The organism is uncultured Kocuria sp. (assembly GCF_947500125.1).
In the GTDB taxonomy this organism is placed as follows: Bacteria; Actinomycetota; Actinomycetes; order Actinomycetales; family Micrococcaceae; genus Kocuria.
On record NZ_CANMRA010000014.1, the window covers coordinates 82,269 to 108,027 of the forward strand.

The 25,759-nt window shown below is 71.8% G+C and carries 21 protein-coding genes; 11 read left to right on the forward strand and 10 right to left on the reverse strand.

Features of this window, described 5'->3' with window-relative positions; genetic code table 11:
• Nucleotides 1-134: 134 nt before the first annotated feature.
• Complete coding sequence (locus Q0817_RS11025; protein WP_298587216.1) at nucleotides 135-776, forward strand: AraC family transcriptional regulator; 642 nt, start codon at nucleotides 135-137, stop codon at nucleotides 774-776.
• Nucleotides 777-810: 34 nt separating this feature from the next.
• On the opposite strand, the gene Q0817_RS11030 is transcribed toward Q0817_RS11025, so the two are convergent.
• Nucleotides 811-1,524 carry a sulfite exporter TauE/SafE family protein gene (locus Q0817_RS11030; RefSeq protein WP_298587219.1) on the reverse strand — a complete coding sequence of 238 codons (714 nt, stop codon included), beginning with the start codon at nucleotides 1,522-1,524 and terminating at the stop codon, nucleotides 811-813.
• Nucleotides 1,525-1,767: 243 nt separating this feature from the next.
• Between Q0817_RS11030 and Q0817_RS11035 the strand changes: the two genes are divergently transcribed.
• The 3 genes from Q0817_RS11035 to Q0817_RS11045 all read left to right on the forward strand — a co-directional run bounded on the left by Q0817_RS11035 (nucleotide 1,768) and on the right by Q0817_RS11045 (nucleotide 4,326).
• On the forward strand, nucleotides 1,768-2,211 hold the full coding sequence (locus Q0817_RS11035) for a BatC protein (protein ID WP_298587222.1): 444 nt from the start codon (nucleotides 1,768-1,770) through the stop codon (nucleotides 2,209-2,211).
• A gap of 2 nt (nucleotides 2,212-2,213) precedes the next feature.
• Entirely contained in the window at nucleotides 2,214-3,419 is a 1,206-nt protein-coding gene (locus Q0817_RS11040) for a cupin domain-containing protein (protein ID WP_298587225.1), read from the forward strand.
• A 64-nt stretch (nucleotides 3,420-3,483) separates the two neighbouring features.
• Nucleotides 3,484-4,326: a sucrase ferredoxin gene (locus tag Q0817_RS11045; protein ID WP_298587276.1), complete on the forward strand. Its 843-nt coding sequence runs from the start codon at nucleotides 3,484-3,486 to the stop codon at nucleotides 4,324-4,326.
• Nucleotides 4,327-4,459: 133 nt separating this feature from the next.
• Here Q0817_RS11045 and Q0817_RS11050 read toward each other — a convergent pair whose 3' ends face one another.
• From Q0817_RS11050 to Q0817_RS11060, 3 genes are read right to left on the reverse strand one after another with little or no spacing between them, the layout of a single operon-like run.
• A complete protein-coding gene (locus Q0817_RS11050) occupies nucleotides 4,460-5,533 on the reverse strand; it encodes a low specificity L-threonine aldolase (RefSeq protein ID WP_298587228.1) in 1,074 nt (357 codons plus the stop codon).
• The gene (locus Q0817_RS11055; protein WP_298587231.1) at nucleotides 5,534-6,241 is read right to left on the reverse strand and encodes an SDR family oxidoreductase; all 708 of its coding nucleotides are present in this window, start codon (nucleotides 6,239-6,241) and stop codon (nucleotides 5,534-5,536) included. It lies immediately after the preceding gene.
• Nucleotides 6,242-6,244: 3 nt separating this feature from the next.
• Nucleotides 6,245-7,675: a DUF6421 family protein gene (locus Q0817_RS11060; protein WP_298587234.1), complete on the reverse strand. Its 1,431-nt coding sequence runs from the start codon at nucleotides 7,673-7,675 to the stop codon at nucleotides 6,245-6,247.
• A gap of 124 nt (nucleotides 7,676-7,799) precedes the next feature.
• Here Q0817_RS11060 and Q0817_RS11065 point away from each other — a divergent pair, with 124 nt between their 5' ends.
• On the forward strand, nucleotides 7,800-8,252 hold the full coding sequence (locus Q0817_RS11065) for an Lrp/AsnC family transcriptional regulator (RefSeq protein WP_298587236.1): 453 nt from the start codon (nucleotides 7,800-7,802) through the stop codon (nucleotides 8,250-8,252).
• A gap of 144 nt (nucleotides 8,253-8,396) precedes the next feature.
• On the opposite strand, the gene Q0817_RS11070 is transcribed toward Q0817_RS11065, so the two are convergent.
• Nucleotides 8,397-9,299, reverse strand: a complete 903-nt coding sequence (locus Q0817_RS11070) for a fumarylacetoacetate hydrolase family protein (RefSeq protein ID WP_298587238.1) — start codon at nucleotides 9,297-9,299, stop codon at nucleotides 8,397-8,399.
• 264 nt (nucleotides 9,300-9,563) lie between these two features.
• Between Q0817_RS11070 and Q0817_RS11075 the strand changes: the two genes are divergently transcribed.
• Nucleotides 9,564-10,895: an LLM class flavin-dependent oxidoreductase gene (locus Q0817_RS11075; RefSeq protein WP_298587241.1), complete on the forward strand. Its 1,332-nt coding sequence runs from the start codon at nucleotides 9,564-9,566 to the stop codon at nucleotides 10,893-10,895.
• Between the two features lie 112 nt (nucleotides 10,896-11,007).
• A complete protein-coding gene (locus tag Q0817_RS11080; RefSeq protein WP_298587244.1) occupies nucleotides 11,008-12,594 on the forward strand; it encodes an FAD-binding oxidoreductase in 1,587 nt (528 codons plus the stop codon).
• A 28-nt stretch (nucleotides 12,595-12,622) separates the two neighbouring features.
• Here Q0817_RS11080 and Q0817_RS11085 read toward each other — a convergent pair whose 3' ends face one another.
• Nucleotides 12,623-13,312: a GntR family transcriptional regulator gene (locus Q0817_RS11085; protein ID WP_298587247.1), complete on the reverse strand. Its 690-nt coding sequence runs from the start codon at nucleotides 13,310-13,312 to the stop codon at nucleotides 12,623-12,625.
• A gap of 208 nt (nucleotides 13,313-13,520) precedes the next feature.
• Here Q0817_RS11085 and Q0817_RS11090 point away from each other — a divergent pair, with 208 nt between their 5' ends.
• The 4 genes from Q0817_RS11090 (at nucleotide 13,521) to Q0817_RS11105 (ending at nucleotide 18,958) form a co-directional block, all read left to right on the forward strand.
• Nucleotides 13,521-15,002: a 4-hydroxyphenylacetate 3-hydroxylase N-terminal domain-containing protein gene (locus tag Q0817_RS11090; protein WP_298587250.1), complete on the forward strand. Its 1,482-nt coding sequence runs from the start codon at nucleotides 13,521-13,523 to the stop codon at nucleotides 15,000-15,002.
• A gap of 65 nt (nucleotides 15,003-15,067) precedes the next feature.
• Entirely contained in the window at nucleotides 15,068-15,952 is an 885-nt protein-coding gene (locus tag Q0817_RS11095) for a VOC family protein (RefSeq protein ID WP_298587253.1), read from the forward strand.
• 149 nt (nucleotides 15,953-16,101) lie between these two features.
• Nucleotides 16,102-17,544 (forward strand): MFS transporter, encoded by a 1,443-nt coding sequence (locus Q0817_RS11100; RefSeq protein ID WP_298587256.1) that lies wholly within the window; start codon nucleotides 16,102-16,104, stop codon nucleotides 17,542-17,544.
• Nucleotide 17,545: 1 nt separating this feature from the next.
• On the forward strand, nucleotides 17,546-18,958 hold the full coding sequence (locus Q0817_RS11105; protein WP_298587259.1) for an MmgE/PrpD family protein: 1,413 nt from the start codon (nucleotides 17,546-17,548) through the stop codon (nucleotides 18,956-18,958).
• A gap of 194 nt (nucleotides 18,959-19,152) precedes the next feature.
• Here Q0817_RS11105 and Q0817_RS11110 read toward each other — a convergent pair whose 3' ends face one another.
• From Q0817_RS11110 to Q0817_RS11125, 4 genes are all read right to left on the reverse strand, one after another.
• Nucleotides 19,153-20,571, reverse strand: coding sequence for a carboxylesterase family protein (locus Q0817_RS11110; RefSeq protein WP_298587261.1), 1,419 nt, complete (start codon nucleotides 20,569-20,571; stop codon nucleotides 19,153-19,155).
• Complete coding sequence (locus Q0817_RS11115; protein ID WP_298587264.1) at nucleotides 20,568-22,571, reverse strand: NAD(P)/FAD-dependent oxidoreductase; 2,004 nt, start codon at nucleotides 22,569-22,571, stop codon at nucleotides 20,568-20,570. The genes Q0817_RS11110 and Q0817_RS11115 overlap by 4 nt, the downstream gene beginning before the upstream one ends.
• Before the next feature lie 40 nt (nucleotides 22,572-22,611).
• A complete protein-coding gene (locus Q0817_RS11120) occupies nucleotides 22,612-24,243 on the reverse strand; it encodes a bifunctional 3-(3-hydroxy-phenyl)propionate/3-hydroxycinnamic acid hydroxylase (protein ID WP_298587267.1) in 1,632 nt (543 codons plus the stop codon).
• Nucleotides 24,244-24,508: 265 nt separating this feature from the next.
• Nucleotides 24,509-25,528, reverse strand: coding sequence for an MBL fold metallo-hydrolase (locus Q0817_RS11125; RefSeq protein ID WP_298587270.1), 1,020 nt, complete (start codon nucleotides 25,526-25,528; stop codon nucleotides 24,509-24,511).
• Nucleotides 25,529-25,759: the final 231 nt, after the last annotated feature.

The following is a 25,759-nucleotide window of genomic DNA, read 5'->3' on the forward strand; positions in this document are numbered from 1 at the left end:
CAGGTTGGTCAACGTGGGTGGTGACCATGCCGGCGTCACGAAGGCTCCGTTCAATTTGGCAGTCGAGGTGTTGTGTGTGCCACTGACCACCCGCATGCGTGCGCTTGTCTACGCGGGTATGGCTATTAGCGTTGATGGCTGGCGACTGGGCCGGGCCCTCCGGTCCCGGCCACCTCAGCCTCATGGGCTCCTTCCTGCCGCACAACTGGATCTCCCACCGCGACGACGACGCCGTGGTCCGCAACCGGGACGCGGTGCTCCAGTTCGACCTGGAGCGGTTCTTCGCCGCCGCCGGGACGCTGCCCGAGCTCAAGGCGCTGCGCCCGCTCCTGGAAGCCGCGGCCCGGGGCATCGAGTTCACCGGCCGCACCGCCGTCCAGGGCGCGGAGGCGATGGAGGCAGTGAACGGCACGTTTGGTCTCCGCCGCCTGGCCGCCGCGGCCGAGCTGCTGGCTGTCCTCGCCGAGTCCCCGGAGAGCGAGCGCCGCTACCTGGACAGCCGCGGCGGCTCCTACCGCCTGGACGCGTCCGAGGCCGTGGGTCTGAGCCGGGACGCGTTTTCAAGGCTGCTCGCCAAGGCCACGGGCGCGGACTTCAACCGCACGGTCACCCGGATGCGGCTCACCGAGGCCTGCCGGCTGCTGCGCGGCACCGACCTGCCCGTCTCGGACATCTGCTACCGGGTGGGCTTCACCAACCTCTCCAACTTCAACCGGCACTTCCGGGCCACCACCGGCACCACGCCTTCCCGCTACCGGCGGATCGACCAGCTCTGAGGGCGGCCGTCCGGAGAGTCCCGGCAGGATGTGCTCAGAGCGCCTGCAGCAGGACCAGTACGGCGCCCAGCGTCGAGGCGCCGAGGCCAACCCGCCGGACGACGCGCCGGTTGATCCGCGCGTTGACCGCGCCGGACACCGCGAAGCCCAGGACCATGGCCGGCAGGAGAGCAGCCGCGAAGAGCACGGTCCGGCGGTCGATCGACCCCACCACGGTCAGCGCAACGAGGGCCATCACGGCCCCGACCAGGAAGAAGGCGCTCATGGTGCCGCGCATCCGGGCCCGCGAGGACCCGTGCCACACGAGCGCCATGGGCGGACCGCCGATGGACGTGGCCGTCCCCAGGAGGCCGGAGGCCGCCCCCGCGACGACGACGGCCGCGGGCCGGGGCCGCGGCCGCCAGCCGCACACGCTGAGCAGCACGGCCAGCAGCACGGTGCTCGCCAGGACGAGGGCCAGCGTCCGGGCGGACAGGGCGGCCACCAGCAGGGCACCCGCCACGGTGCCGGGGATCTGCCCCGCCACGGCCCAGCCCGCGTCCTTGACGTCCACGGCGGCGCGGTCCCGCAGCACGCCGAGCGCGGTGAGCCCGGTGACCACCAGGATGAGGGAACCGGGCAGCAGGGTGGGATCGAACAGGGCGATCACGGGGGCGGAGAGCAGGGCCACGCCGAAGCCGATCGCGCCCTGCAGACAGGAGGCGATGCTCACCACGAGGGCGACGACGGCGAGCTCCAGGCCGGTCATCCAGCACCTCCCGGTCGCGGGCAGGGGATGGGTGAATTGTTCCACCTCCGGAGGCCGCCCGGAGAACGTGCACCCGACGGAGGCGGTGCACGTCGTGCCGGTCCTCGTCCGGATCACCTGAGGGCCGGCTGTTCCCTCACCTGCGCCGCACCGATAGCCTCGAGATGGGCGGTGCCGCTCCAGGATCGCCCGTCTTGGTGACCGGCCGGTGACGGCGCGGTCACTCGAATCTGGGAGGCCAGCATGACTGATGCACAGCAGGATCCGAACCAGCAGGAGGGTCCCGCCGACGGCGGAGCCTTCGGCTCTCCGGGTGTCTCCGACGGTGGCGCGGACGGCGGCGCGGACAGCGGCGCCGAAGGCCCGGCCGACGGCGGAGCGGCCGGCACCCCGGGCGTCCACGACGGCGGCGCTGACGGTGGGGCCGACGGCGGTGCCGAGGGCCCGGCCGACGGTGGGGCCGCCGGCACTCCGGGTGTGCAGGACGGTGGTGCAGACGGCGGCGCCGAGGGCCCGGCCGACGGTGGAGCCGCCGGCACCCCGGGCGTGCAGGACGGTGGCGCCGACGGTGGTGCCGAGGGCCCGGCCGACGGAGGGGCCAGTGGCACCTCGGGCGTGCACGACGGCGGTGCCGACGGTGGCGCCGATGGCGGTGCCGACGGGGGAGCCGGAGCACGAGGCCTCTGAGCGTGGATGCCGTCCGCACTGACGGGCAGGACCCCGGCGCCACTGGTGGCTCCGGGGTCCTGGAGACCCGCCTGATCGACATCGGCCGCGAGCGCTTCGCCCGCGACGTCTGGGGCCGGGCGCCGCTGCTCACCCGCCGGGCGGGCGGCTACTCCGACCTGTTCTCCGCCGACGCCGTCGACGAGCTGATCTCGCGCCGCGGGCTGCGCACGCCCTTCCTGCGCGTCGCCAAGGACGGCTCGACGCTCCCCGACGCGTCCTTCACGTCCCCCGCCGGTGTCGGCGCCACCATTGCGGACCAGCTCGACGACACCGCGCTGTGGCGCCGGTTCGCCGACGGCGCCACGCTGGTGCTGCAGGCCCTGCACCGCACGTGGGAGCCGGTCGGGGACTTCACCGCCGCGCTCAGCAGCGAGCTGGGACATCCGGTGCAGGCCAACGCCTACATCACCCCGCCGCAGAACCGCGGGTTCGACGACCACTACGACGTCCACGACGTCTTCGTCCTGCAGATCGAGGGGACCAAGCGCTGGGTCCTCCACGAGCCGGTGCACCCGGATCCGCTGCGGGACCAGCCCTGGACCGACCGCCGCTCCACCGTGGCCGAGGCCGCCAAGGGCGAGGCCTACCTCGACGTCGTGCTCGAACCCGGCGACGCCCTCTACCTGCCGCGCGGCTGGCTGCACGCGGCCCAGGCGCAGGGGGCGGTCTCCATCCATCTCACGCTCGGGATCCACACCTGGACCCGCCACGGCCTGGCCGAGCAGCTCGTCCAGGAGGCGCTGGCGCTGCTGGCCGAGGACCCCGAGATGCGCCGGTCCCTGCCCCTGGGCACCGACGGACCGGGCGGGGAGCTCGACACCGTCCGGAAGCGCCTGATCGACGCGCTCGCCGAGGCCGATCCCACCCCGCGGTTCCACCGCACCCGGCGAGGACAGGGGCGCCCGGCCCCGCTGGGGCCGCTGGCACAGCTCGCCGCCGTCCAGGACCTGGGCTCCGGGTCCCCCGTCCGGCTGCGCGGTGCCCTGGAGGCACGGCTGGAGGGCTCGCGCCTGAGCACGCGCGTGGGGTGGCTCGACTTCCCGGAGACCGATCTGCCCTCCGTCTCGTGCCTGCTCGACGGCGAGATCCACACCGCCGGTGAGCTCGGCGTCGAGCTCGCCGAACGACTGCTGCGCGCGGGAGTCCTCGTTCCCGCGGCTCTGTGACGGCGCCGTGACTGCTGCGGAGCGCTTCTTCTGCGCCGAGGCCGCCCGGGTGCGCGGCGACCCGATGGCGGGCACGGCCCCGCGCGGCCTGGTCTGGGTCCTCATCGAGCACCGTGGCGGCTGGCCGGTCAACGGGTTCGACGGTCTCGAGCTCGAGCCGGAGACCAAGGCCCGCGTGTTCTCCGCCGCGCAGGCGGCGAAGGCCCGGATCCTCCTCATCCGGCGCCACGGCCGCCGCCGACACGAGGAGGGCCCCACCCGGTGGGCCGTGCTGCGCCACGACGGCTCCGGCGACGGTCGTCAGCACTGGGGCACGTGGAGCCGCGACGAGGACCTGGCAGGAATCGCCACGGCCCTCGACCTCCCCGGGGAGACCGGCCGTCCACCGGTCCTGCTGGTCTGCGCGCACAGCCAGCACGACCCCTGCTGCGCGGTGCGTGGACGTCCCGCGGCAGATGCCCTCAGCGAGCGCTGGCCGGATCTGGTCTGGGAGTGCTCGCATGTCGGCGGTGACCGGTTCGCCGCCAACGTCGTCGTCGCCCCCGACGGCGTCTACTACGGAGGACTCGACGCGGAGTCCTCCGTCACCACGGTCGAGGAGCACCTCGCCGGCCGGGTCTCCGCGGAGCAGCTGCGCGGGTACACCGATCTCTTCCCGCCGCAGCAGGCCGCTGTCGCGGCCGCGCTCGAACGCTTTGGCCCGGCCGGGCGCCACGACTACACGGTGGCCGAGACCGTCCGCGACGGCGACCGCTGGCGGATCCGTCTCGCCGGCCGCCCACCCGGGCCAGGCCTCGTCGACGTCAAACTGCGGTCCCGTGCCGCCCCACCGCATCAGCTGACCTGCCGCGGCCCGGCCACGAGTTCGGCCCGGGTCTACGAGCTCACCGCGATCCGCGCGGTCTGAGGGGCAGGGCGACCGACGGCACGGCGCTGCGGCCGCGACCGTGGACCGCGGTGTCGTCGGAACTCTCCGGCGACCGGCCTGCACCCGACGGCGGCCCCGCGCCCGCCGCGGGCGGCGGACCGGCCCGCCGGGGTCAGCCGACCGGGACGAGCTCCGACCGAAGGGCGGTCAGGAAGGCGTCGACGTCCTCCGGCGTGGTGTCGAAGCTGCACACCCAGCGGACCTCGCCCGTGGCGGCGTCCCAGTCGTAGAACCGGAACCGCCGGCGCAGGCGGTCCGCGACGCCGGCGGGCAGGGTGGCGAAGACGGCGTTCACCTGGGTCTCCTGCGTGAAGGCGACGCCTCGCATCGACCCGTCGGCGATGCCCGCCTCGATGCCCTCGCGCAGGCGCCGGGCCATCGTGTTCGCACGGCCCGCGGTGCGCAGGTACAGGTCACCGTCCAGGAGCGCCAGCAGCTGGGCCGAGACGAACCGCATCTTCGACGCCAGCTGCATCTGGTGCTTGCGCAGGTAGACCAGGCCCTGGGAGGCGCCCTCGTTCAGGACCACCACGGCCTCGGCGCCGAGCGCCCCGTTCTTGGTCCCGCCCAGGGAGAGCACGTCCACGCCGACGTCGGTGGTGAAGGCGCGCAGCGGCAGCCCCAGGGCGGCCGCCGCGTTCGCGAGCCGGGCCCCGTCCAGGAACACGGTCATGCCGTGCGCGTGTGCGGAGTCCGTGATCGCCCGGATCTCCTCCGGGGTGTACAGGGTGCCGAGCTCGGTGGACTGGGTGAGGTGGACGACGAGCGGCTGGGCGCGGTGCTCGTCCCCCCAGCCCCAGGCCTCCGCCGCGATCAGCCCGGGCGTGAGCTTGCCGTCGCCCGTGGGGATCGGAAGGAGCTTGAGGCCGCCGGACTTCTCGGGCGCCCCGCCCTCGTCGACGTGGATGTGCGCCGTGTCCGCGCAGATCACCGCGCCCCAGCGCGGGAGCATCGACTGGAGGCCGACGACGTTGGCGCCCGTGCCGTTGAACACCGGCCACACCGAGGCGCCCTCGCCGAAGTGCTGCACGATCACGTCCTGCAGCCGCGCCGTGTACGCGTCCCCGCCGTAGGCGACCTGGTGCCCGCCGTTCGCCTCGGCCAGCGCGTCCAGCACCTCCGGGTGGATCCCGGAGTAGTTGTCCGAGGCGAATCCCCGCAGCTGCGGGTCGTGGATCGTCGGCATTCAGTCCCTCACCTCGTCCTGGATCTGGTCCCTTTGGATCTCGTCCTTGGGGATCTCGATGACCGAGTCGTTCAGTTCCGGGGCCTCGGCATCCCAGAGTCCGGCGAAGGCGGTCGCGAGCCGCTCCTCCAGGCCGGCCAGGGCCGTCACCCGGAAGATCACGGCGGCAGCGCGCAGCGGCTCGCCGGTCTCGCGGGCGGCCTTCGCCCAGCCCTGCGCCACCGCCCGGGTCCACGCCTCGCTCGCGGCCTTCACCGCGGCGTAGTTGGCGCCGCCCGCCAGTGGGCGCTTCACCGCCGTCGAGGACACGATCGCCAACCGGCCCGCCGGCGAGGTCCGCAGGTCCTCGTCGAAGGCACGGCTCAGGTGGCGCAGCGCGGAGAAGGAGGTCTCCAGCACGCGGTAGTCCTCCTCCGTCTGCCCGGCGAGTCCACCGCCGCCGCGCCAGCCGCCGACGAGGTGCAGGAGCCCGTCGACCGTCAGGCCACGGACGTGCAGTCGGCGGGCGAGGTCGAGCACGGCGCGCTCGTCCGCGAGCTCCACCGTCTCCGTGTCCGCCTCCAGTGCTGCCAGGGGAGCGAGCTTCTCCGGGTGGCGCCCCGTGGCGACGACGCGGGCCCCGGCCGCGGTCAGGGTCTGCGTCGCCGCCAGGCCGGACGCGCTGGTGGCGCCCGCGATCAGCACGGTGCGGCCGGTGAGATCGGTCATGGCTCAATCGTCCGTGGCGCGGATGCCGGTCGTCGACTCGATGACGCTCTTCATCTTCTTCTCGAGCGCCTCGAAGAACATCGACAGCGGGAACTCGTCATCCAGCACCAGGTCCGTGTAGCCCCTCGGCGGCCCGGCCAGCACCTCACGGGGGAGCCCCTCCGCCCACGCCGAGGCGGGATGCGGCGGCACGACGGAGGCGATGAGGTCGTACGCCGCCAACCAGTGCACCGTCTTCGGCCGGTCGATCGACTCCCAGTACAGCTGGTCGATCGCCTCGCCGAGCTCGACGACCGCGTCGGCGACCTCGTCCCAGTCGACGCTGAGCTCGACGTCACGCCACTGCAGGACGTGCTTCCGGTGGAGCCAGGCGAACAGCAGCTGCCCGCCCAGCCCGTCGTAGTTGCGCACCCGGGATCCGGTGATGGCGAAACGGAAGATCCGGTCGAAGATCACCGCGTACTGCACGAACTTCCCGTGCCGGCGGGTCTGCCCCTCGACGTCGGTGAGCTCGTCGCCGGCCGCGCTGCGCGCCGTGAGCGCACGCTCGACCGTGACCGATTCCCGGAACGCCGTCAGATCGCAGCGCAGCTCCTCCAGGGAGTACAGGAAGAACGGCATCCGCTGCTTGATCATGAAGGGGTCGAACGGCAGGTCGCCGCGCATGTGCGTGCGGTCGTGGATGAGGTCCCACAGCACGAAGGTCTTCTCGGCGAGATCCTGGTCGGCGAGCAGCGCCGCGGCGTCGGCGGGCAGGTCCAGCTTCGTGATGCCGGCGGCCGCGGTGACCACGCGCCGGTAGCGTGCGGCCTCACGGTCCTGGAAGATGGCGCCCCAGGTGAACCGGGGGACCTCCCGCACGGCGACCGTCTCGGGGAACAGGACCGCGGAGTTCGAGTCGTACCCCGGGGTGAAGTCGATCAGCCGCAGGGACACGAACGCCGTGTTGCCGTAGTCCCCGGCCTCGAGCTCGGCGATGAACTCCGGCCAGATCGTCTCGACGAGCACGGCCTCGACGTGCCGGTCCGCCGAGCCGTTCTGGGTGTACATCGGGAACACGACGAGGTGCCGGATCCCGTCGACGCGGTGCCGCTGCGGCTGGAACTCGAGGAGGGAGTCGAGGAAGTCCGGCTCCCCGAAGCCGTCGTCCGCCCAGCGCGCGAAGTCGCCGGGCAGCGCCGCCAGGTAGGCGGCGTCGTGCGGGAACAACGGGGCGAGCTCGGCGATCGACGCCACGATCACGTCGACCTGTGCGCGTGCCGCCGGGTGGTCGGCCGGATCGGGGACGGAGCCGTCCTTGACCTGCAACGCCTGCAGCTCGGTGGCCGCCGACTTCAACCGGAGCCAGGCAGGGCTCGACTCCACGGTGCGGGCGTCCTCCACGACCTCAGGCTCGCCGAGAATGGCCTGCACCGTCTGCAGAGACATGGACATCGGAACCCTCCTGCCGTGGATTCACCGGAAAATTTCCGGTGGTATGGCTCGCATACAGGAAGATTCACATGTGACGGCGGGGGTGTCAATCCTCTCCACGCGATCGGCTGGTAGCGTTCGGCCCATGGACGACCCCGTGGATGTGCGACTGGCGACCGAGGTGTCCCACGACCCGCGCGCCACCCTCGCCCAGCTGTCCGAGCGGGTCGGCCTCTCGGTCTCGGCCGTGCAGGCCCGCCTGCGCAAGCTCGAGAGCAGCGGCGTGATCACCGGATACCAGGCGATCCTCGACCCCGAGGCGATCGGAAGGCCGCTGGCGGCCTTCATCGAGATCACGCCGCTCGATCCCCGCCAGCCGGACAACGCCCCCGAGCTCCTGCAGCCGATCACGGCGATCGAGGCGTGCCACTCGGTGGCCGGGGACTCCTCCTACATGCTGTTCGTCCGAGTGGCCTCCCCGAAGGCGCTCGAGGCGCTCGTCAACGAGGTGCGCCAGGTGGCCTCCGTCAGCACCCGCACCACCGTGGTGCTGCAGACCTTCTACGAGCACCGGCCGATGCTGCCCGCCGAGGACTGAGGCGGCGGCGGTGCCGTCCGTCGGCGGCCACGGCCGCACTCCGGCTTCGAGGGGCAGGGCGTGGCAGAACGGCGGTCGGCCGGCTCCCGCGCCGTGGGGCACGGGAGCCGGCCGACCGCCGTTCCGTCCGGGGTTCGACCGGTCTCAGCCGGCGTGGGCGAGGGTGCTGGCCTCCTGCGCATCCGGCGCCGCGGCAGGCTCGTCGACCACGGTGTTGCGCAGTACGCCCAGGCCGGTCACCTCGACCTCGACCTCGTCGCCCGCGGTCAGCAGGCCGCCCTCGCCCCAGAAGAGGCCGACGCCACCGGGGGTGCCGGTGACGATGACGTCGCCGGGGTGCAGCCGGGTGAAGCCGGTGACGTAGGCGATCAGCGTGGGGATGTCGAAGTAGAGGTCGGCGACCGAGGCGTGCTGGCGGACCTCGCCGTTGACGCGGGTCTCGAGCGTCAGCTCGCGGACGTCGCCCACGTCCGAGGCGGGGACCAGATAGGGGCCGAACCCACCGGTGGCCGGGAAGTTCTTCCCGGGGATCCACTGGCTGGCGGCCTTCTGCCAGTCGCGCACCGAGAAGTCGTTGTAGTTGGCGTACCCGGCGACGTGGTCGAAGGCGTCCTCCGGGGCCACGTGCCACGCCTCCTTGCCGATCACCAGGGCCATCTCGCCCTCGTAGTCGAACTTCTCGGTCGAGGCGGGCCTGACCGCCGGCGCGAGGTGGCCCATCTGCGTGTCCGGGAACCGGGTGAAGACCGTCGGTGCCGTCTGACCTGTCTTGCCGGACTCCTCCTGATGGGTCCGGTAGTTGACGCCGATGCAGATGATCTTCCCGGGCTCCGTCAGGCAGGGCAGGTAGGTGATGTCCTCCTCGGCGTGCGCGGGGGCGCCCTCCAGGTCGGCGGAGGTCAGGCGGCCGAAGAGACCCGCAGCAACTGCCGCGTGGAGCGAGGGGGCCAGGTCCTTGCCGGAGGGGCCGAGGTCGTGCACGGTGCCGCAATCGGCCACGCCCCAGGTGGGGCTGCCGTCGGGGGCCGAGAAGCTGACGTAGTTCACAGAGATCTCCCATCGAGTCGGGTGGTGTGCGTCCTCGGGCCTTCCGCGGTGGGGGCGTGATGCCGAGCGGTGACGTGGATTACACGCTAGCCAGCGGGTCCGCATTTGGCAACTAAAAAATATTCTCGACTTTAGATTGTGTGAACACTGGAAAAATGTCGTCGAGTGGGACATGCTGTGTGATGACGATCTCAGTGGCCCCGTGCCACGCCGTTCCCGCTCGACGCCGGGAGGGGTTCGACTCTTTGGAAAGGACGAGCGCTGATGAGCACTCCCAAGCCGGCCCAGCACATGATTCTGACGACGTTCATGCTTCCTGCCGGGTACCACAAGGACAGCTGGCGCATGGACGGCAGCAGGGCGGAGGAGCTGGGCAACCTCGACTTCGTCCTGGAGCTCACGCAGATGGCCGAGGCGGCGAAGCTGGACGCCGTCTTCTTCGGGGACGTGGTGCACGCGAACACGCTGCTGCGCGGGGACATCAAGATGAACGGCTTCTACGAGCCGGTCACGGTGCTCTCGGCGCTCGCCGCGCGCACGAAGCACATCGGCCTGGTGGGCACGATCTCCACCTCGTTCTCGGAGCCCTACAACGTGGCGCGGCAGCTCTGCGGACTCGACCACATGTCGGGCGGCCGCGCCGGCTGGAACATCGTGACGTCCTCCGACGGCTTCCAGAACTACGGGGTCGAGGAGGCGCCGGACCCCGCGACCCGGTACCGCCGGGCCACTGAGTTCGTCGACGTGGTGCGCCGCCTCTGGGACTCCTGGGACGACGGGGCGGTGATCGTCGACCGTGGGTCCGGGGAGTACCTGGACCGGTCCCGGCTGCACCCGATCGACCACGAGGGCGAGTTCTTCCGCGTCCAGGGCCCGCTGAACATGCCCACCAGCCCGCAGCGGCACCCCGTGCTCGCGCAGGCAGGGTCTTCCGGCCCCGGCATGGACCTGGGCTCCTCCATCGGCGACATGATCTACACCGCGCAGCCTGACAAGGGGCGCTCGATCGAGTTCTACGCCGCGTTCAAGCAGATGGCCAAGGACAAGGGGCGCAACCCGGACCACGTCAAGATCGTCCCGGGCATCCTGCCGATCATCGGTGACACCGAGGCGGAGGCCCGCGAGCTCGCCGACGAGCTGGGCCGCCACGTGCACCTGGAGAACGGGCGGGCGCAGGTCGGTGCCGACCTGCGCATGGACCTGTCCGAGCTGGACTACGACGAGCGCATCCCGGCGGAGTGGTTCCGCGACGACGACGCCTACGGCAGCCGCTACAAGATCTACCGGACGAAGTCCGTGGAGATGGGGATGACGCTGCGCGAGCTGATCGTGGACCTCGCCCGTTCCACCGGCCACCAATGGATGGCGGGAACCCCCTCTCAAGTCGCCGACCGGATGGTCGACTGGTTCGAGTCCAAGGCCTGCGACGGCTTCAACCTGAACTCCCCGTTCAACCCGGGCGGCTTCCGGCTGATCTGCGACAAGCTCGTGCCCGAGCTGCAGGACCGCGGGTACTTCCGTGCCGAGTACGAGGGCGCCACGTTCCGGGAGAACCTGGGCCTGCCCGAGGTCTCCACGTCGCTCCTGCCGGCCTGAGGGCTGTTGCCCGGCCGGAGCCGCGCAGCCGCACCACGCACCCGGACCCGCCCGCTGCGGAGCCCGGCCGACGCAGTCCCGGCCCGTCCACCAAGCTGAGAGAGGTATGACAATGACTGAACTGTCCGTGGGGCCCGGCCTCGACGTCGAGGAGGCGCGGGAGGACTTCCTGCGGCGTGCCGAGAGCATCGTCGGGGCCGAGAACGTGATCCGCCCGGAGACGACCGAGGGCTACCGGGACCCCTATCCGCTGCAGCCCGGCCGGTCGCCCTGGCCCGGGGTGCGGCCCGCGGACACCGCCGAGGTGCAGGCCCTGGTCCGGCTCGCGAACGAGACCGGGACCCCGATGTGGACCTTCTCCCGCGGCAAGAACCTCGGCTACGGCGGGCCGGAGCCGCGCGACCGGAGCACGGTCGCCCTCGACCTGGGGCGCATGAACCGCATCCTCGAGGTGGACGACCGGCTCTGCTACGCCGTCGTCGAGCCCGGGGTGACGTTCTTCGACCTGTACGAGTACATCCAGGAGCGCGGCCTGAAGGTCTGGCTCTCCGTCCCGGCGCTGGGCTGGGGCTCCGTCCTGGGCAACGCGCTGGACCGCGGCTACGGCATGACCCCGCTGGGCGACCACTCCAAGCAGATCTGCGGCATGGAGGTCGTCCTGCCGGACGGCGAACTGCTGCGGACCGGGATGGGGGCGATGAGCGGCACCGGCCTCGGACCGATCTTCCAGGGCGGCTTCGGTCCCACGCTCGACGGGTTGTTCACCCAGTCCAACCTGGGGGTCGTGACGAGCATCGGACTCTGGCTGATGCCGTGGCCGGAGGTCTACGTCAACGGCGACGTCACCGTCGAGCGGGAGGAGGACCTGCCGAAGCTGATCGACATCCTCACCCAGCTGCGGCGCGAGGACGTCATCCAGAACAACGCGCTGTGCGGGAACGTGGTGCGCGCGGTGACCATGAACGGCCCGCGGTCCCGCTGGTACCAGGGGGAGGGGTCCATCCCGCCCGAGCGCCTCGAGGAGATCCGCCAGGAGCTCGGCATCGGCCAGTGGAACGCCAAGTTCGGCATCTACGGGGACAAGGGCCTGGCCGAGCGCCGCCTGGAGATCATCCGGGAGCGGTTCGCGGACCTGGAGGGCTTCACGGTCAACGCACGGCTCTACGAGGGGGCGGAGGGGGCGCGCGTCGCCTACGCCGACATCGCCGACCAGGACCGCACCCAGATGGCCGGCGTGCCCACGCTCAAGCCCCTGGGCACGATCAACTACATGGCCGAGAACGGCGGGCACATCGACGCCGCCCCGATCCTGCCCGCCCGTGGGGAGGAGGTCTGGGACTTCTACCAGGAGGTCAAGGACCTGTACACCGAGTACGGCTTCGACCTGTACATCGGATACCACCTCTATCCCCGGCACATGGTGCACGTCACCATGATCTACTTCGAGAACGACAACGAGGAGATGCTCGGCCGGGCGCGGGATCTGTATGAGCGACTGCTGGACGCCGCCCGCCGCCGCGGGTACGCCCCCTACCGCAGCCACATCGACTACATGGACCGCATCTCCGACGGGTTCGACTTCAACGACCACGCCGTGCGGCGCTTCCAGGAGCGGCTGAAGGACGCCGTGGACCCCGCAGGCATCCTCGCCCCGGGCAAGCAGGGCGTCTGGCCCGCCCGGTACCGGGGCGGCCGCTGAGCCCGCCGGGTCTGCCGGCGGGCGGCGGTCACGCCGACGCCGGCAGACCCACTTCCACGCCGAGCGTGGCGATCGCCTCCAGGGTGCCCCGGTAGTGGTCGGCCAGCAGGCTCGAGGCGGCCTCCGCGTCGCGGGCCAGGGCGGCGTCGAGAATGGCCTGGTGCTCGGCGGAGAGGTCCCGCCCGGTCCAGTTCGTCGCAGAGGTCGCCCAGCAGTTGTAGAGCTGCGCCAGGTCGGACAGCGTGTTCGTCAGGTCGACCAGCGCCGGAATGCCGCAGGCGGCGAGCAGCTGGGCGTGGAACGCCTGGTGTGCGGCGGCCCACTCGGCGGTCAGCCGGTTGTCCTCGTCCCGGCTGGGTGTGCGCTCCATCGTGTGGTGCGCGGCCATGAGCTCGCCCTCCCACGCCAGGTCGCCGCGCTCGATGGCCAGGGTGACCCCGAACTGCTCGTTGACGCACCGCAGCTCGGTGATGTCCCGCAGCTCGTCCAGGGACAGGGTGGGCACGAAGAAGCCGCGGTTGGGGCGCAGGACCACCAGCCGCTCGCCCGCCAGGCGCGTGAGCGCCTCCCGGACGACCGTGGACGACGTGTTGAACTGCTCCGAGATCTGGTTCAGCTGCAGGCGGTCGCCCGGCGCCCACTGTCCGCTGAGCATGTTGATGCGCAGCTCGTCGCGGATGTGCTTGGAGAGCGTTTCTGCGTCTGTCCGTTTGGCCATGCCATCAGTCTACGTTCTGCGTCGATCATGTACACGGTGGGCGAGAAACGATCAGCCAGCTGGATCTTCAGATTCTGCATTCTGTCGCTGGAACGTCTCTTGTCAGCTTCTTGCGACTATTGCGTGCATCACAACCTCATCGTAGACTCGGGCGCAGAGAAAATATTTTGCACATTAAAATGCACCACATCGAACCATGGGAGACGAGATGACTGCCAGGACTGGAGTCCAGTACAAGGCCGGCCTGAACGACGGCCGCGAGGTGTGGCTGGGCGACGAACAGATCGACATCACCACCCACCCCGCGCTGGCGCGGTCCATCGAGGGGATGGCGGGCTACTTCGACTACCAGCACGACCATGCCGAGGACGTCCTCATGCCGGCCCCGGACGGGGGACAGATGAACGTCTCCCACCTGCTGCCGCGCAGCGCGGAGGACATCGAGCGCCGGCACGTGGCCTTCGACCGTCTCGCCCGCTACTCCGTCGGCATGCTGGGACGCACCCCGGACTACGTGAACGTGGTGCTGGCCGGCCACGTCGCTCGTCGCGACATCTTCGAGCAGTACGGCGACCCCGTCTTCCACGACCGCCTGGCGGCCTACCAGCGCGAGGTCATCGACGGCGACCTGGCGCTGACCCACACCATCGTGCACGCGGCCATCGACAAGTCGGCCGGCGAGTTCGAGGGCGTCAACGAGGACCTGACCCTGCGCGTGGTCGACCGGACCGTCGACGGCCTCGTGGTGCGCGGCGCCAAGATGCTCGCGACCCTCGGCCCGATCGCCGACGAGCTCTACGTGTACCCCGCCACCCCGATCCGCCCGGGGGACGAGGCCCACGCCGTCTCCTTCGCGATCCCGGTCAGCACCCCCGGGGTGGTCTCGGTGTGCCGGGATCCCTACGTGGTCGACATGGAGGTCGTGGACCGGCCGTTCTCGGCCCGTTTCGACGAGCAGGACGCTGTCGTCATCTTCGAGGACGTCCTGGTGCCCTGGCACCGGGTCTTCATCGACGGCAACCTCGACGTCTACAACCGCCTCAACGGGGGCACCGCCACCGGCAACACCCAGCAGCAGACCGCCGTCCGGGCCTGCGTGAAGCTGGAGTTCGCCTACGACCTGTGCGTGCAGATGGCCAAGGCCACCGGCACGGACACCAAGCCTGAGACGGCCGCGCTGCTGGGCGAGATCTACTCCTACCTGCGCATCGCCCGGGCCGTGGTCCACTCCGCCGAGGTGAAGTCCTCGGACTGGGGCGGGGGCGCCTGGTTCTGCCACGACGACATCTCGTCCCTGCGCACCATGATGCCGATCTGGATGGCGCGGGTGAACGACATCATCAAGACCCTGGGCTCGCACAACCTGCTGGCCACGCCGACCGCGGCGGCCTTCGACCACCCCCGGCTGGGGCCGCTGGTGGAGAAGTATCTGCCGGGAGCCCAGGGCATCTCCGCCCAGGAGCGGGCGCGGATCTTCCGCACCGCATGGGACTTCGCCGGGTCCGCGCTGGGATCGCGCAACGAGCTGTACGAGCGCTTCTACCTCGGCTCGGTGGGGCGGGCCCGGGGGCTCGACCACCGCAAGGCCCAGGCCAAGGGGGAGACCGGTGCGTACCGCGCGCTGTTCGAGGAAGCCGGCATCCCCGAGGCCGGCGCAGCCGTGCCGCAGCCCGTCGCCGTCGCCAACTGAACCCAGCTGACCGGACCGGTGGGCCACGGGGCGCCACCGGACACGAGAGGAATGAGGAAGCAGATATGTCCTGGGGACTGATCAGCGAGATGGGGCACGTGGGCATCCAGACCACCGACCTCGACGCCTCCGTCTGGGATGCGACGCAGCTGCTCGGGCTGCGCGTCACCGAGCGGGCGGGCGATGCCGTGTACCTGGCCGCCGGTGAGGTGCACCACGAACTCGTCTACCGGGAGTCGGACGTCAACGGCGTGGACTCCCTCGGACTGGTGGCCCGCGACGGCGACGCCCTGAAGACCATCCGCCGCCGGGTCCAGGACGAGAATCTCGAGGTCCTGTCCGAGCTTCCCCGCACCGCCGGGGTGGAGGACGGCTTCAGCTTCGTCGGCCCCGAGGGGTACGTCTTCGAGATCACCATCGGCCGGCAGGCGGACGTGGCCGCGCAGAAGGGGTTCGGACCGGACCGCTACGGTCACCTCAACTTCCATCCCCGGAACACGCGATCCATGATGGAGTTCCTGCGGCGGGTCCTGGACTTCCGCCTCTCCGACGTGATCGGTGACGACTACGCCTACTTCATGCGGTGCAATCCGGACCACCACGGGATCGCCCTGCTCCCCGGCAAGGGCACGTTCCACCACCACGCGTGGCAGACGCAGTCCGTGGCGGACCTGGCCAAGCTGGGGGACCGGCTGAACAAGGTCGGCCGGGACCTCATCTGGGGCCCCGTGCGCCATGGTGCAGGTCACAACATCGCCGCATACTATGTCGAGCATTCGGGAGCGGTCGTGGAGCTGTACACGGATCTGGAGCAGATCTACGACGACAACCGGGAGCCGATCGTCTGGGGCGCCGAGGACAACTGGTGGAACATGTGGAGCGACTACCGTCCGCTGGACTTCCGCGACTTCGGCATTCCTCCTGTGGTGCGCCGCCTCACCTCGGCCTGACCCGTCCTGACCCGTCCTGACAACGGTGCTCCCGACGACGTGAAGCACCCCTCATATCAGCCAGCCGTCATCGTCCCTGTCGGACCTCCCGGTCCGAGGGGTGCGGCGTGCAAGCCCCGGTGTCCCTGGCACCCGGAAGTTGGAGCACCATGGATCAGCAGAACCCGCCCTCCCGGGCCGGCGGCCATCCGTCGACCCCGAACGACACCCTGAACACGAAGGACCTCCGGCGAGTGCTCGGGTCCAGCATGCTGGGCTCGATCATCGAGTACTACGACTTCATCCTGTACGCGACGGCGGCCGCCATCGTCTTCGACAAGGTCTTCTTCGCGAACCTCGACCCGGCCCTGGCGCTCTTCGCCTCCTTCGGCACCCTGGCCGCCGGATACGTGGCGCGGCCCCTGGGCGGCCTGGTCTTCGGCCACTTCGGCGACCGGGTGGGCCGCAAGCAGATGCTCGTGGTTTCGATGATGATGATGGGCGTCGCCACGATCGCCATCGGCCTGCTGCCCACCCCGGACGTGATCGGCTGGATGTCCCCGGTGATCCTGGTGCTCCTGCGCATGGTGCAGGGGATCTCCGTGGGCGGCGAGTGGGGCGGTGCCACGCTCATGGCCCTGGAGCACGCCCCCGCCTCCCGCCGTGGGTTCGCCGCGGCCTTCGCCAACGCCGGCGGACCCGTGGGCGGTCTGCTGGCCACGCTGGTGGTCTCCGCGACGTCGGCCCTGACCGGTGACCAGTTCCTCGAGTGGGGCTGGCGCGTGCCGTTCCTGCTGAGCGCCGTGCTCATCGTCATCGGCATGGTGATCCGCCTCAAGGTGGCCGAGTCGCCGGTGTTCCAGCAGCTGGCCGCCGAGGCAGAGCAGGTCAAGGAGACCCGGAAGACCCCACTGGGCGAGATCCTGGCCCGCCACTCCAAGACTGTGGGCCTGACCCTGGTCGCCAGCCTCGGCTTCTACGCCTGCCAGGGCATTCTGACCTCCTGGGGTGTGGCGCAGGCCGTCAACAACGGCATCGCCCGCGAGTGGGTGCTCAACTGGAAGGGCGTCGCGGCGATCGTCACCGTGGCCGTCTCCTTCCTGGCCGCCCGGATGAGCGACCGCATCGGCCGCCGGACCGTGCTCACGATCGGTGCCGTGGCCGGGATCGTCCTCGCCTGGCCGATCCTGGTGATGCTCACGAGCGGCAGCCCCTGGCTGTTCGTCGCGGCGATCCTCATCGGCAACGGCCTGGTCCAGGGCATCCTCGCCGGGCCGATCGGTGCCTTCATCTCCGAGCTGTTCCCGCCGCGGGTGCGCTACACCGGCGCCTCGCTGTCCTACCAGCTGGCCTCCACGCTCGGGGCGGGCTTCACGCCCATGATCGTCACGGGTCTGATGATCGCCGGCGGCCTGCCGCTGGTCGGCGTCTTCTGGATCGCCGTGCTCGTGGCCGGCCTGGTCTGCATCCGGCGCGTCCCCGAGGGCGCGGAGGGGATGCAGAGCACCCACCTGGAGCGCGCCCGCTTCAAGGCCACCAAGCGCATCGCCACCCGCCGCGCCCCACGGGAGACCGTGGGCGCGGGCCACGGGACGCGCGGGGACGAGGCCTGAGGTGGGCGGCGACGGGCAGCTCACGGCACAGGGCACGCTCACGGACCGTCTGCTCCAGCACGCCCACCGGGTCCGGTTCGAGGACTTCGGCACCGCCGTGCTGGAACGGGCCCGGCACCGGATGCTCGACGCCCTCGGCAACATCGCCGCCGGCCACCGTGCCCAGGGCATGGAGCAGCTGGTCGAGACCGTCGTCGGCTGGGGCGGGCGCGAGGACGCGCCCGTCCTGGGGGACGGGCGCAGGATCCCGGCACACCACGCCGCGATGCTCAACGCGGCCCTCATGCGCTCGTTCGACTTCGAGCCGGTCGGCGCCGAAGGACCGGGGCGGCGACAGGTCGCGGCGCACATCACCGGCACCACCGTGCCCGTCGCCCTGGCGGTCGGGGAGCGGGAAGGGGCCGACGGCCGGCAGCTGTTGACTGCCCTGCTGGCGGGCGAGGACATCGCCGCCCGGCTCGCGTTCGGTTCGGGCTTCGACGTCTACTCCGGCCAGGACAACACGGGCACCGTCAACGGCGTGGGGGCCACGGTGGTCGCCTGCCTGCTCATGGGACTGGACGAGACCCGCACCCGGCACGCGGTCGGCATCGCGGTCAACCAGCTCGCGGGCACCGTGGCCGGCATCTTCGACCGGGCCGCCGTCTTCAAGCTGCCCATGGCCTTCGCGGCGCGCAACGCGATCACCGCTGCCGAGATGGCCGCGGCGGGCGTGACCGGGCCGGAGGACCCGCTGGGCGGCCGGTTCGGGTTCCTGCAGACCTACTGCGCCGACCCCGACCGGGAGGTGATGGTCGAGCGCCTGGGCGAGGAATTCTACGCGGACGCCGTGATCAAGCCGTGGTCGTGCTGCCGCGCCGCGCACCCCTCGCTGGACGCCTGCGTGCGGCTGGTCGAGGAGGGCGGTCTGGCCCCGGAGCGGATCGAGCAGGTGGTCGTCCACGTGACACCGCGGACGGCCGGAGGGTTCGTCGGCCAGCCCTTCGACCCGGGGGAGTGCCCCGAGGTCTCGGCGGCCTTCAGCATTCAGTACACCGCGGCCGCCGCACTGGTCTTCGGCACGGTCCGCCCCGAGCACCTCGGGCCGCAGGCGATGGCGGATCCCCGGATCCGGGCCCTCCTGGACGTCATCGAGATCCGCGGCACGCTCGACGACCGCGAGGTGCTGACGGCGGAGGTCGAGGTGCACCTCTCCGACGGCAGCGTGCGCCGGCAGCGGGTGGACGCCCCGCGCGGCGACGTCCACCACGCCCCGCTGTCCGAGCAGCAGATCCTGGAGAAGTACCGGCTCAACACTGCCTTCTCCGGCCGGATCGGTCCTGCGCGCGCCGAGCGGGTGGCGGACCTGGTCGCCCACCTCGAGGACCTCGAGGACCTCGGCGCGCTGACGGGCTGCTTCGTCCCGGAGTGCTGAGCGCACTCGGCCCGGCGACCGTGCCGACCGGGTGTTTGTGTGCCGGCCTGGGCCGTTGCCGTTGCCGTTGCCGTTGCCGTTGCTGTGCCGGTCCGGTGAGCCGGTGCGGTGGGTGCGCCTGGCTCCGGTGCCCGGACACAGCAGGAGGGGGTGGGACCGTCAGGTCCCACCCCCTCCTGCTGCGCGGTGCTCCCTCAGGGGCGCAGCGCGACCAGGTATCCCTCGGCCGGGGCCCGCAGGGCCGGGTCGCCGCCGTCGAAGTCGAGGCGGCGGGGCGCCGCCGGGTCGAAGCCGGGGACCGGGCGGCCACCGGTCCGGGGCCGCCCCTCGCGGGCGAAGCCGAGGAACCACTCCTGCAGCGCGCTCGCCGTGGGGTCGAAGACGGCGGGGTCGAGGCCGCGGAGCATCGGGGCGTCCTCCCAGCAGCGGCGGTCGCCGAAGAGGAAGGGCAGCGGCATGCAGTGCGGGCTGCCGGCCCCGGGCAGCGGGCTCTGCACGGAGAACCCGGCGAGGTGGACGTCCAGGCCGGCCCGGACAGCGGCGTGCGCGAGCTCCAGATGGGCCAGCCGGAACTGGTGGAGCGTCTTCGCCTCGACCATGCGCTCCTTGCCGGAGGCCCCGGGGCGCTTGCGGTCGATCCAGGCCGCCGCGGCGGCCGGGTCCGCGAAGCGCGAGCGGAGGTAGCCGTCCACGGCACCCGGCGGGAACGCCTCGTCCGGGGCGGCGCGGAGGAAGGCCGAGGCCTCCTCGGAGGTGGACAGCAGCAGCATCGAGTCGACGTGCAGCCGCGCCGCCGAGGCACCGTAGTCGTGCAGGTCCTCGCCGACCGGCCCGCCGGCCGCGGGCATCAGGGCCATGCCCCGGCCGGCGAAGGCCCGGGCCAGGTTCCCCTGGGCGTCCAGGACGGCCTCGAGCGGCGCCCGGGCCAGTCCGCCGACGCCGGCCAGGGCCGTGGTGGCCGGACGCCACCTCTCCTCCAGCGCCGCCGGGGTCAGCGGGGGCTCCCAGGGAAGGCTGATGAGCGCCAGGCGTCGGAACAGCCCGGAGGCCCCCGGGTGCGCGGCCAGCGCAAAGCCGTACCAGGCGCCGGCGGAGTCACCGGCGAGGGTGACGTTCTCCGGATCCCCGCCGAAGCCCGTGATCTGGTCCCGGACCCAGCGCAGTGCCTGCAGCAGGTCCCGCAGGGGCCGCTGGGACTCGTGCGCGTCCCCGCGCGGGCCGAGATGGCCCAGGACGCCGAGCCGGTAGTTCACGGTCACCAGGACGACAGACCCGTTCTGCACCAGAGCAGGGGAGGTGAACCAGCGGGCGTTGCCCGTGCCGGAGAGGAAGCCGCCGCCGGGGACGAACACCACCACCGGCAGCCCCTCGGCGCCGGGCGGGGCCTGGACCCGGACCTGGAACGCGGTTTCGCTCTGCGGGACTTCGCCGTTGGCGCCGCCCAGCAGGGCGTTCAGGGAGCCAGGCCGCTGCGGGAAGGCCGAGGGCTGCTCCGGGCCGGCCGGTGCGCCGTCCCCCCGGCCCACGAGGACGGCCTCGGCGAACCGGTCGCCGGGCTCCGCCGGCTCGGCGTAGCGCAGGACGACGTCGACACCGGCGTCCGGCCCGCTCACCGCAGGAACTCGTAGTCGTCCGCCTCGACGGCCTGGGTGATGCGCCAGTACTCGGTGGTCCGGAAGGGCCACACCTGGGAGACGCGGTTGAAGCGGTTCTTGTACCAGGTCCGCACGTAGGGCTGTCCCCACGTCATGCGGGAGTTCTCGGCGTCCACCCAGGCGATGTGCCGGTCCAGGGCCTCCTGCGTGAGGACCAGGGCCCGCGCGTCGCGCTCGAGGAGCTGGCGGACGGCCTCCACCGTGTACTCGGCGGCTCGCTCGATCATGAAGTGCAGGCCGCCTGCCACGACGCCTCCGGTGTTCGGCCCCATCAGCATGAAGAAGTTGGGGAAGTTCGGCACGGTGATGCCGGCGAAGCCCTTGGCGTCACCGCCCCAGTAGTCGTGGATCTCGACGCCGTCCCGGCCCACGATCTCGATCGGGTCCAGGTAGTCGGAGGGACGGAAGCCGGTGGCGTAGATGACCACGTCCACGTCGAGCTCCCGCCCGTCCGCGGTCACCAGGCCGGTGGGCGTGAAGGACGCGAGCCCCTCGGAGATCACCTCGGTCTGCGGGGCCCGCAGTGCCGCGGCCCAGACGCCGTTGTCCCGGAGCATGCGCTTGGCCGACGGCGGGTACTGGGGGATCGCCTTCTCCAGCAGGTCCGGGCGGCCCTCGTACTGCTCCTCCATGCGCCGGATGATCGCCTGGCGGAACTCCTCGTTGGCGCGGGAGACGCTCAGCGGGGCGCCCTCCCAGCCCTCCTCGGCGGTGGCGATGTGCATCCGCCCGTCGATGCCGCCGGCGGTGACCCACAGCCGGAACAGCTGCCCGTAGCCGGGAACCTTGGTGTGCAGCCAGTCGGCGGTCTCGGACATCGGGTCGTGGTAGGTGGGGGCGGGCAGCATCCACGGGGCGCTGCGCTGGAACAGGTACAGCTGCTCCACCTCGCCCACCACGGCCGGCACGATCTGGTAGGCGCTGGCGCCGGTGCCGATGACCGCGACGCGCTTGCCGGTGAGGTCCACGCCGTGGTCCCACTCCTGGGAGTGCATCTGCGCGCCGCGGAAGGAGTCCTGTCCCGGCCACTCGGGGATGTGCGGGTGGTCCAGCTGGCCCACCCCGGTGATGACGGCGTTGTAGCGGCGGACCTGCTCCACGCCGTCACGGGTGCGGGTGGTGGCCACCCAGGTGGCGGAGTCCTCGTCCCACACGGCGCGCACCAGCGAGGTGTTCAGCTCGATCTGCTCGGCGAACCCGGCCCGCTCGGCGACGGTCTCCAGGTAGTCGAGGACCTCGTGGCCCTGCGCGAACTGGTGCGGCCAGTCCACGCGCTGGGCGAAGGAGAAGCTGTAGCCGTAGGTGGGGGTGTCCAGGCGCACTCCGGGGTAGTGGTTCTTCCACCACGTGCCGCCCACGCGGTGCGAGGCCTCGATCCAGGTGTAGGGCAGGCCCGCCTCCTGGAGCCGGTAGGCGGCGGCGATGCCGGAGATCCCGGCCCCCACGATCAGCGTCTCGAAGGGCTCGACCCCCGGATCCGCCCGGTAGTCCTCGTACTGCCAGTCCGGGGAGCCGTTGCGGTCGGGAGCCAGGGCGAACTCGTGCTTCAGCTGGCCCATCCAGCCGGGATCGTGCTCCGCGCGCCCCCCGGTGAACCAGGTCAGGAGGGTGTCCGTCTGCTCGGGGGTGAGCGGCTGGAGCGTCCGGACGTCCTCGTCGCGCAGCCTCCGCAGCCCCTCGAGCGCCAGCGCCTGGGCCTGCTCCACCTGCTCGGGGGTCAGGCCGCCGTGCGGCTGGAGGGCCGTGCCCATGGGCGGGAGGGGCGGGGAGAGCTCCGGGAGCAGGAACGAGGTGTCCCGCAGCGCGGTGGCCAGGGCGGCCAGCAGCACGGGTGCCTCCGCGCCGGTGACCATCCGCCGGAGCGTCTCGTCGTCCTCGGTGATCTGCGGGTACTCGTCGGTCCAGTACAGGTCGCCGTGCGTCGGCTGGGTGGCCGGCGGGGTGCTGAGTGCGGTCATCGGTCCTCCTGGGAAGGGCATCGGGGCCTGGCGGGTCCGGTCAGGCGGTCGGTTGGCGGGCGGCGCGGACACGGTCGTCGACGTGGGTGCGCAGGACCTCGACGACCCGTGCCTGCTCGGCCGGGGTGAAGACGGCGGCCACATAGCGGTCCGGGCGGACCACCACGAACACCGGATCCCCGGTGAGTCCGGCGGTCAGGGTCTCGTGATCCTCACGGACGCGGACCGCGTCGGCTCCGTTCCCGCGTGCTGCGGTCTCGTCGGTGCCCGGCCCGTCCAGGCGCACCAGGGTCGCTCCGATCCGGGTGAAGTACGGGTCCAGGCCGTCGGGGTCGGCACCGAGGCCGATCACCGACCAGCCGCGGCCGAGGTGGGCGTCGAGGCCGGCGCGGCGGCCGGACGGATCGGTGACGGTGGGCTGGCTCAGGGACTTCCCTGTTGTGATCCCGGGGAGCTCGGCGGCGGTTCCGCCGGTCGGTACGGCGACGCCGTCGGAGTAGTCCGGTGGGGTGACGAAGCGCATGCCGGCCAGATAGGCGTGCACCGGGGGGACCCTGCGCAACAGCTGGAGGGCGGCGTCGCGCAGCCGGGTGCTGAGCGGGTTGGTGGCCATGACCACGGCACCGATCCGGCGGGAGAGCATCATCATCTTCGCGCCGTGGGCCCGGCGCTCGGTCTCGTAGGTGTCCAGGAGGCGGTCGGTGGCTCCGCCTCGGACGGCGTCGACGAGCTTCCAGGCGATGTTCGAGGCGTCGCGGACGCCCGCGTTGAGGCCCTGCCCGGCGAAGGGCGGCATCAGGTGCGCGGCGTCCCCGGCCAGGAAGACCCGGCCGTCCCGGTAGGACCGGGCGACCCGCTGATGGGCGACGTACACGGCCGCCCGCCGGATGTCGGCGGGGTCCAGTTCGGCGCGGAACGGTCGCAGCAGCTCCCGGATCTGCGCCGGGGACGTCATCTCGTCCGCGTCCTCGTGGTCGAAGAGCATGAACTCCAGCCGGAGGCGTCCCTTGATCCCGGGGACCAGCACGTAGGGCCGCCGGCCGTCGCAGTGGAACTCCGCGTACGGGTCCCGCGGTGTGGTCTCGTTGAGCAGGTCGATGACGATCCAGCGCTGGGGCTGGGTGGAGCCGACCAGGTCGATCCCCGCGGCGGAGCGGGTGAAGCTGCGCCCGCCGTCGGCCCCGACCAGCCAGCTGGCGGTCAGGACCCGCGGGCCGTCCGGGGTGCTCACCTCCAGGGTGACCCCTTCGGCGTCCTGGGACAGCTCCGTCGCCTCGGTCCCGAGCAGGACCTCCAACCCGGGGTGGGACACCGCCCGGTCGAACAGCAGCTGCTCGAGGACCGGCTGGTCGAACTGGGTCTTGGCCGGGTGGCCGAGCCGTGACGGGACCGGCCGTGCCTCCGCCAGCAGGCGCTCGTCGAGACCGAAGTACCGGCTGCCCGTGTCCAGCAGGGACTCCGCCTTGAGGGCGTCGGCGATCCCGATCTGCTCGAGGATCCGGAAGGACTCGTCCTGCAGGCTGATGGCCCGGGGCAGATCGCCGGGGGCGGTGGACCTCTCCACGACCGTGGTGCGGACGCCGGCGTCGGCCAGGAGGAGCGCGGCGGTCAGGCCGACGGGGCCGGCCCCCACCACGATGACCTCACGCGCCGGGTCGAATCGGTTCTCCACTGTGCCTCCTTGCCGTCGACGGCGCACCGGTGTCCGGGGCCGGACGTGTGTCCGCGGTCGTTCCCCGGGCTCCGGCAGGGCGGAGAGGGGTAATGCACATCACATCTGAGATCACAATAACGAGCAATCATGTAAAGGTCAACAGAGAATGTATTCTTTACAGCGACCTTTGGGCTCCCGCGTCACCACGTGGGACAGGCCTCTGGTGGCCGGCCCGGCGCCCGCGGGCAACACCCCGCGGAGAGCCGTTCGCCGGGAGCGGCGCTCACCGTCCGACCGTGATGGACTCGCCGTCCGCCGGCACCAGCAGTTCCCCGGCGAACGTGGTCGAGGCGCGCAGCCAGGTCTCGAGGGGCGCGTGGGCCGGGACGAGGTGGTGCAGGGCCAGAGCGCGGACCTGTGCCGCCGCCGCGATGCGCCCGGCGTCCTCCGGGGTGGTGTGCGCCCGCCGGTGGTGTCCCATGCTGGCGTCCAGGTCCTGCTGCGTGGGAGCGCGGTAGCTGCCGGCCACGGACTCCAGGTCGATGGCCTCGTGGAGCAGGAGATCGCACCCCGCGGCCAGGCGGACCAGGTTCCCACTGGGCGCGGTGTCCCCGGACACGGTGACGGAGCCGTGGGCCGAGTCGAAGCGGAAGGCGAAGGCGGGTGCCATCGGCCGGTGCTGGACCAGGGTGGCAGTGACCCTCACCCGGTCGTCGCGGAAGATCTCCAGCGGCTCCATGTCAGGATGGTTCGCCTCGTCGGGATGGAAGCCCGTGCGGGGCGGGATGACGATGTCCTCGCCGCGGAAGACGCGGGAGAGATCCGGCGCGCGGGAGTCCCGTCGACGGTCGTTGAGGTCGGTGGCGTGGGCGCGGAGCAGCAGCTCGACCAGGTCTGCCGTCCCCGGTGTCGGCGCGTCGGGGAAGACGGGATCGGGCTCCTCCCCGGAACCGGACGCCGGCGGGAGCACCCCGCGCCGTCCCGGTCCCAGTACGGGGACGGTCCGCTCCGGGTGGCCCCGGAGGGCGAGCCCGCCCAGGACCATGACGGAGTTGAGGTCGATCGTGTGGTCCGAGTGGTGGTGGGTGATGAAGATCCCCCGGAGGTCCGTGAAGGACAGTCCCGCCTCGGCCATCCGCAGCCCCACGCCGTGCCCGCAGTCCACCAGGTAGACGGCCGGACCGACCACGACGGCCGTGGCGATGCCGCTGCGGTGGCGCGCGTCCCGTCCCGGCCGCAGCAGCGGGCCACCGGCGGTGCCGAGGGTGATGACGCGCATGCCGTGCGCCGGATCGTGTCCCACAGTGCTCAACTCCTGTTCGCCGGTCGCCCGGTGCGCCGGGCCGAGATCTGCGCCGTCGGACGCCGACGGCGGTGAGGGGCCACCCGGGACGAGTGGCCCGACGGTGCGAGCGGCGGGGGGGGGGCCCCCCGGGGGGGGGGGGGGCCCCCCCCGGGGGGGGGGGGGGCCGCCCGGGGGGGGGGGGGGGGGGGGCGCGGGGTTGGGGCCCACACTGAAAAAGCCCCGGCGGGG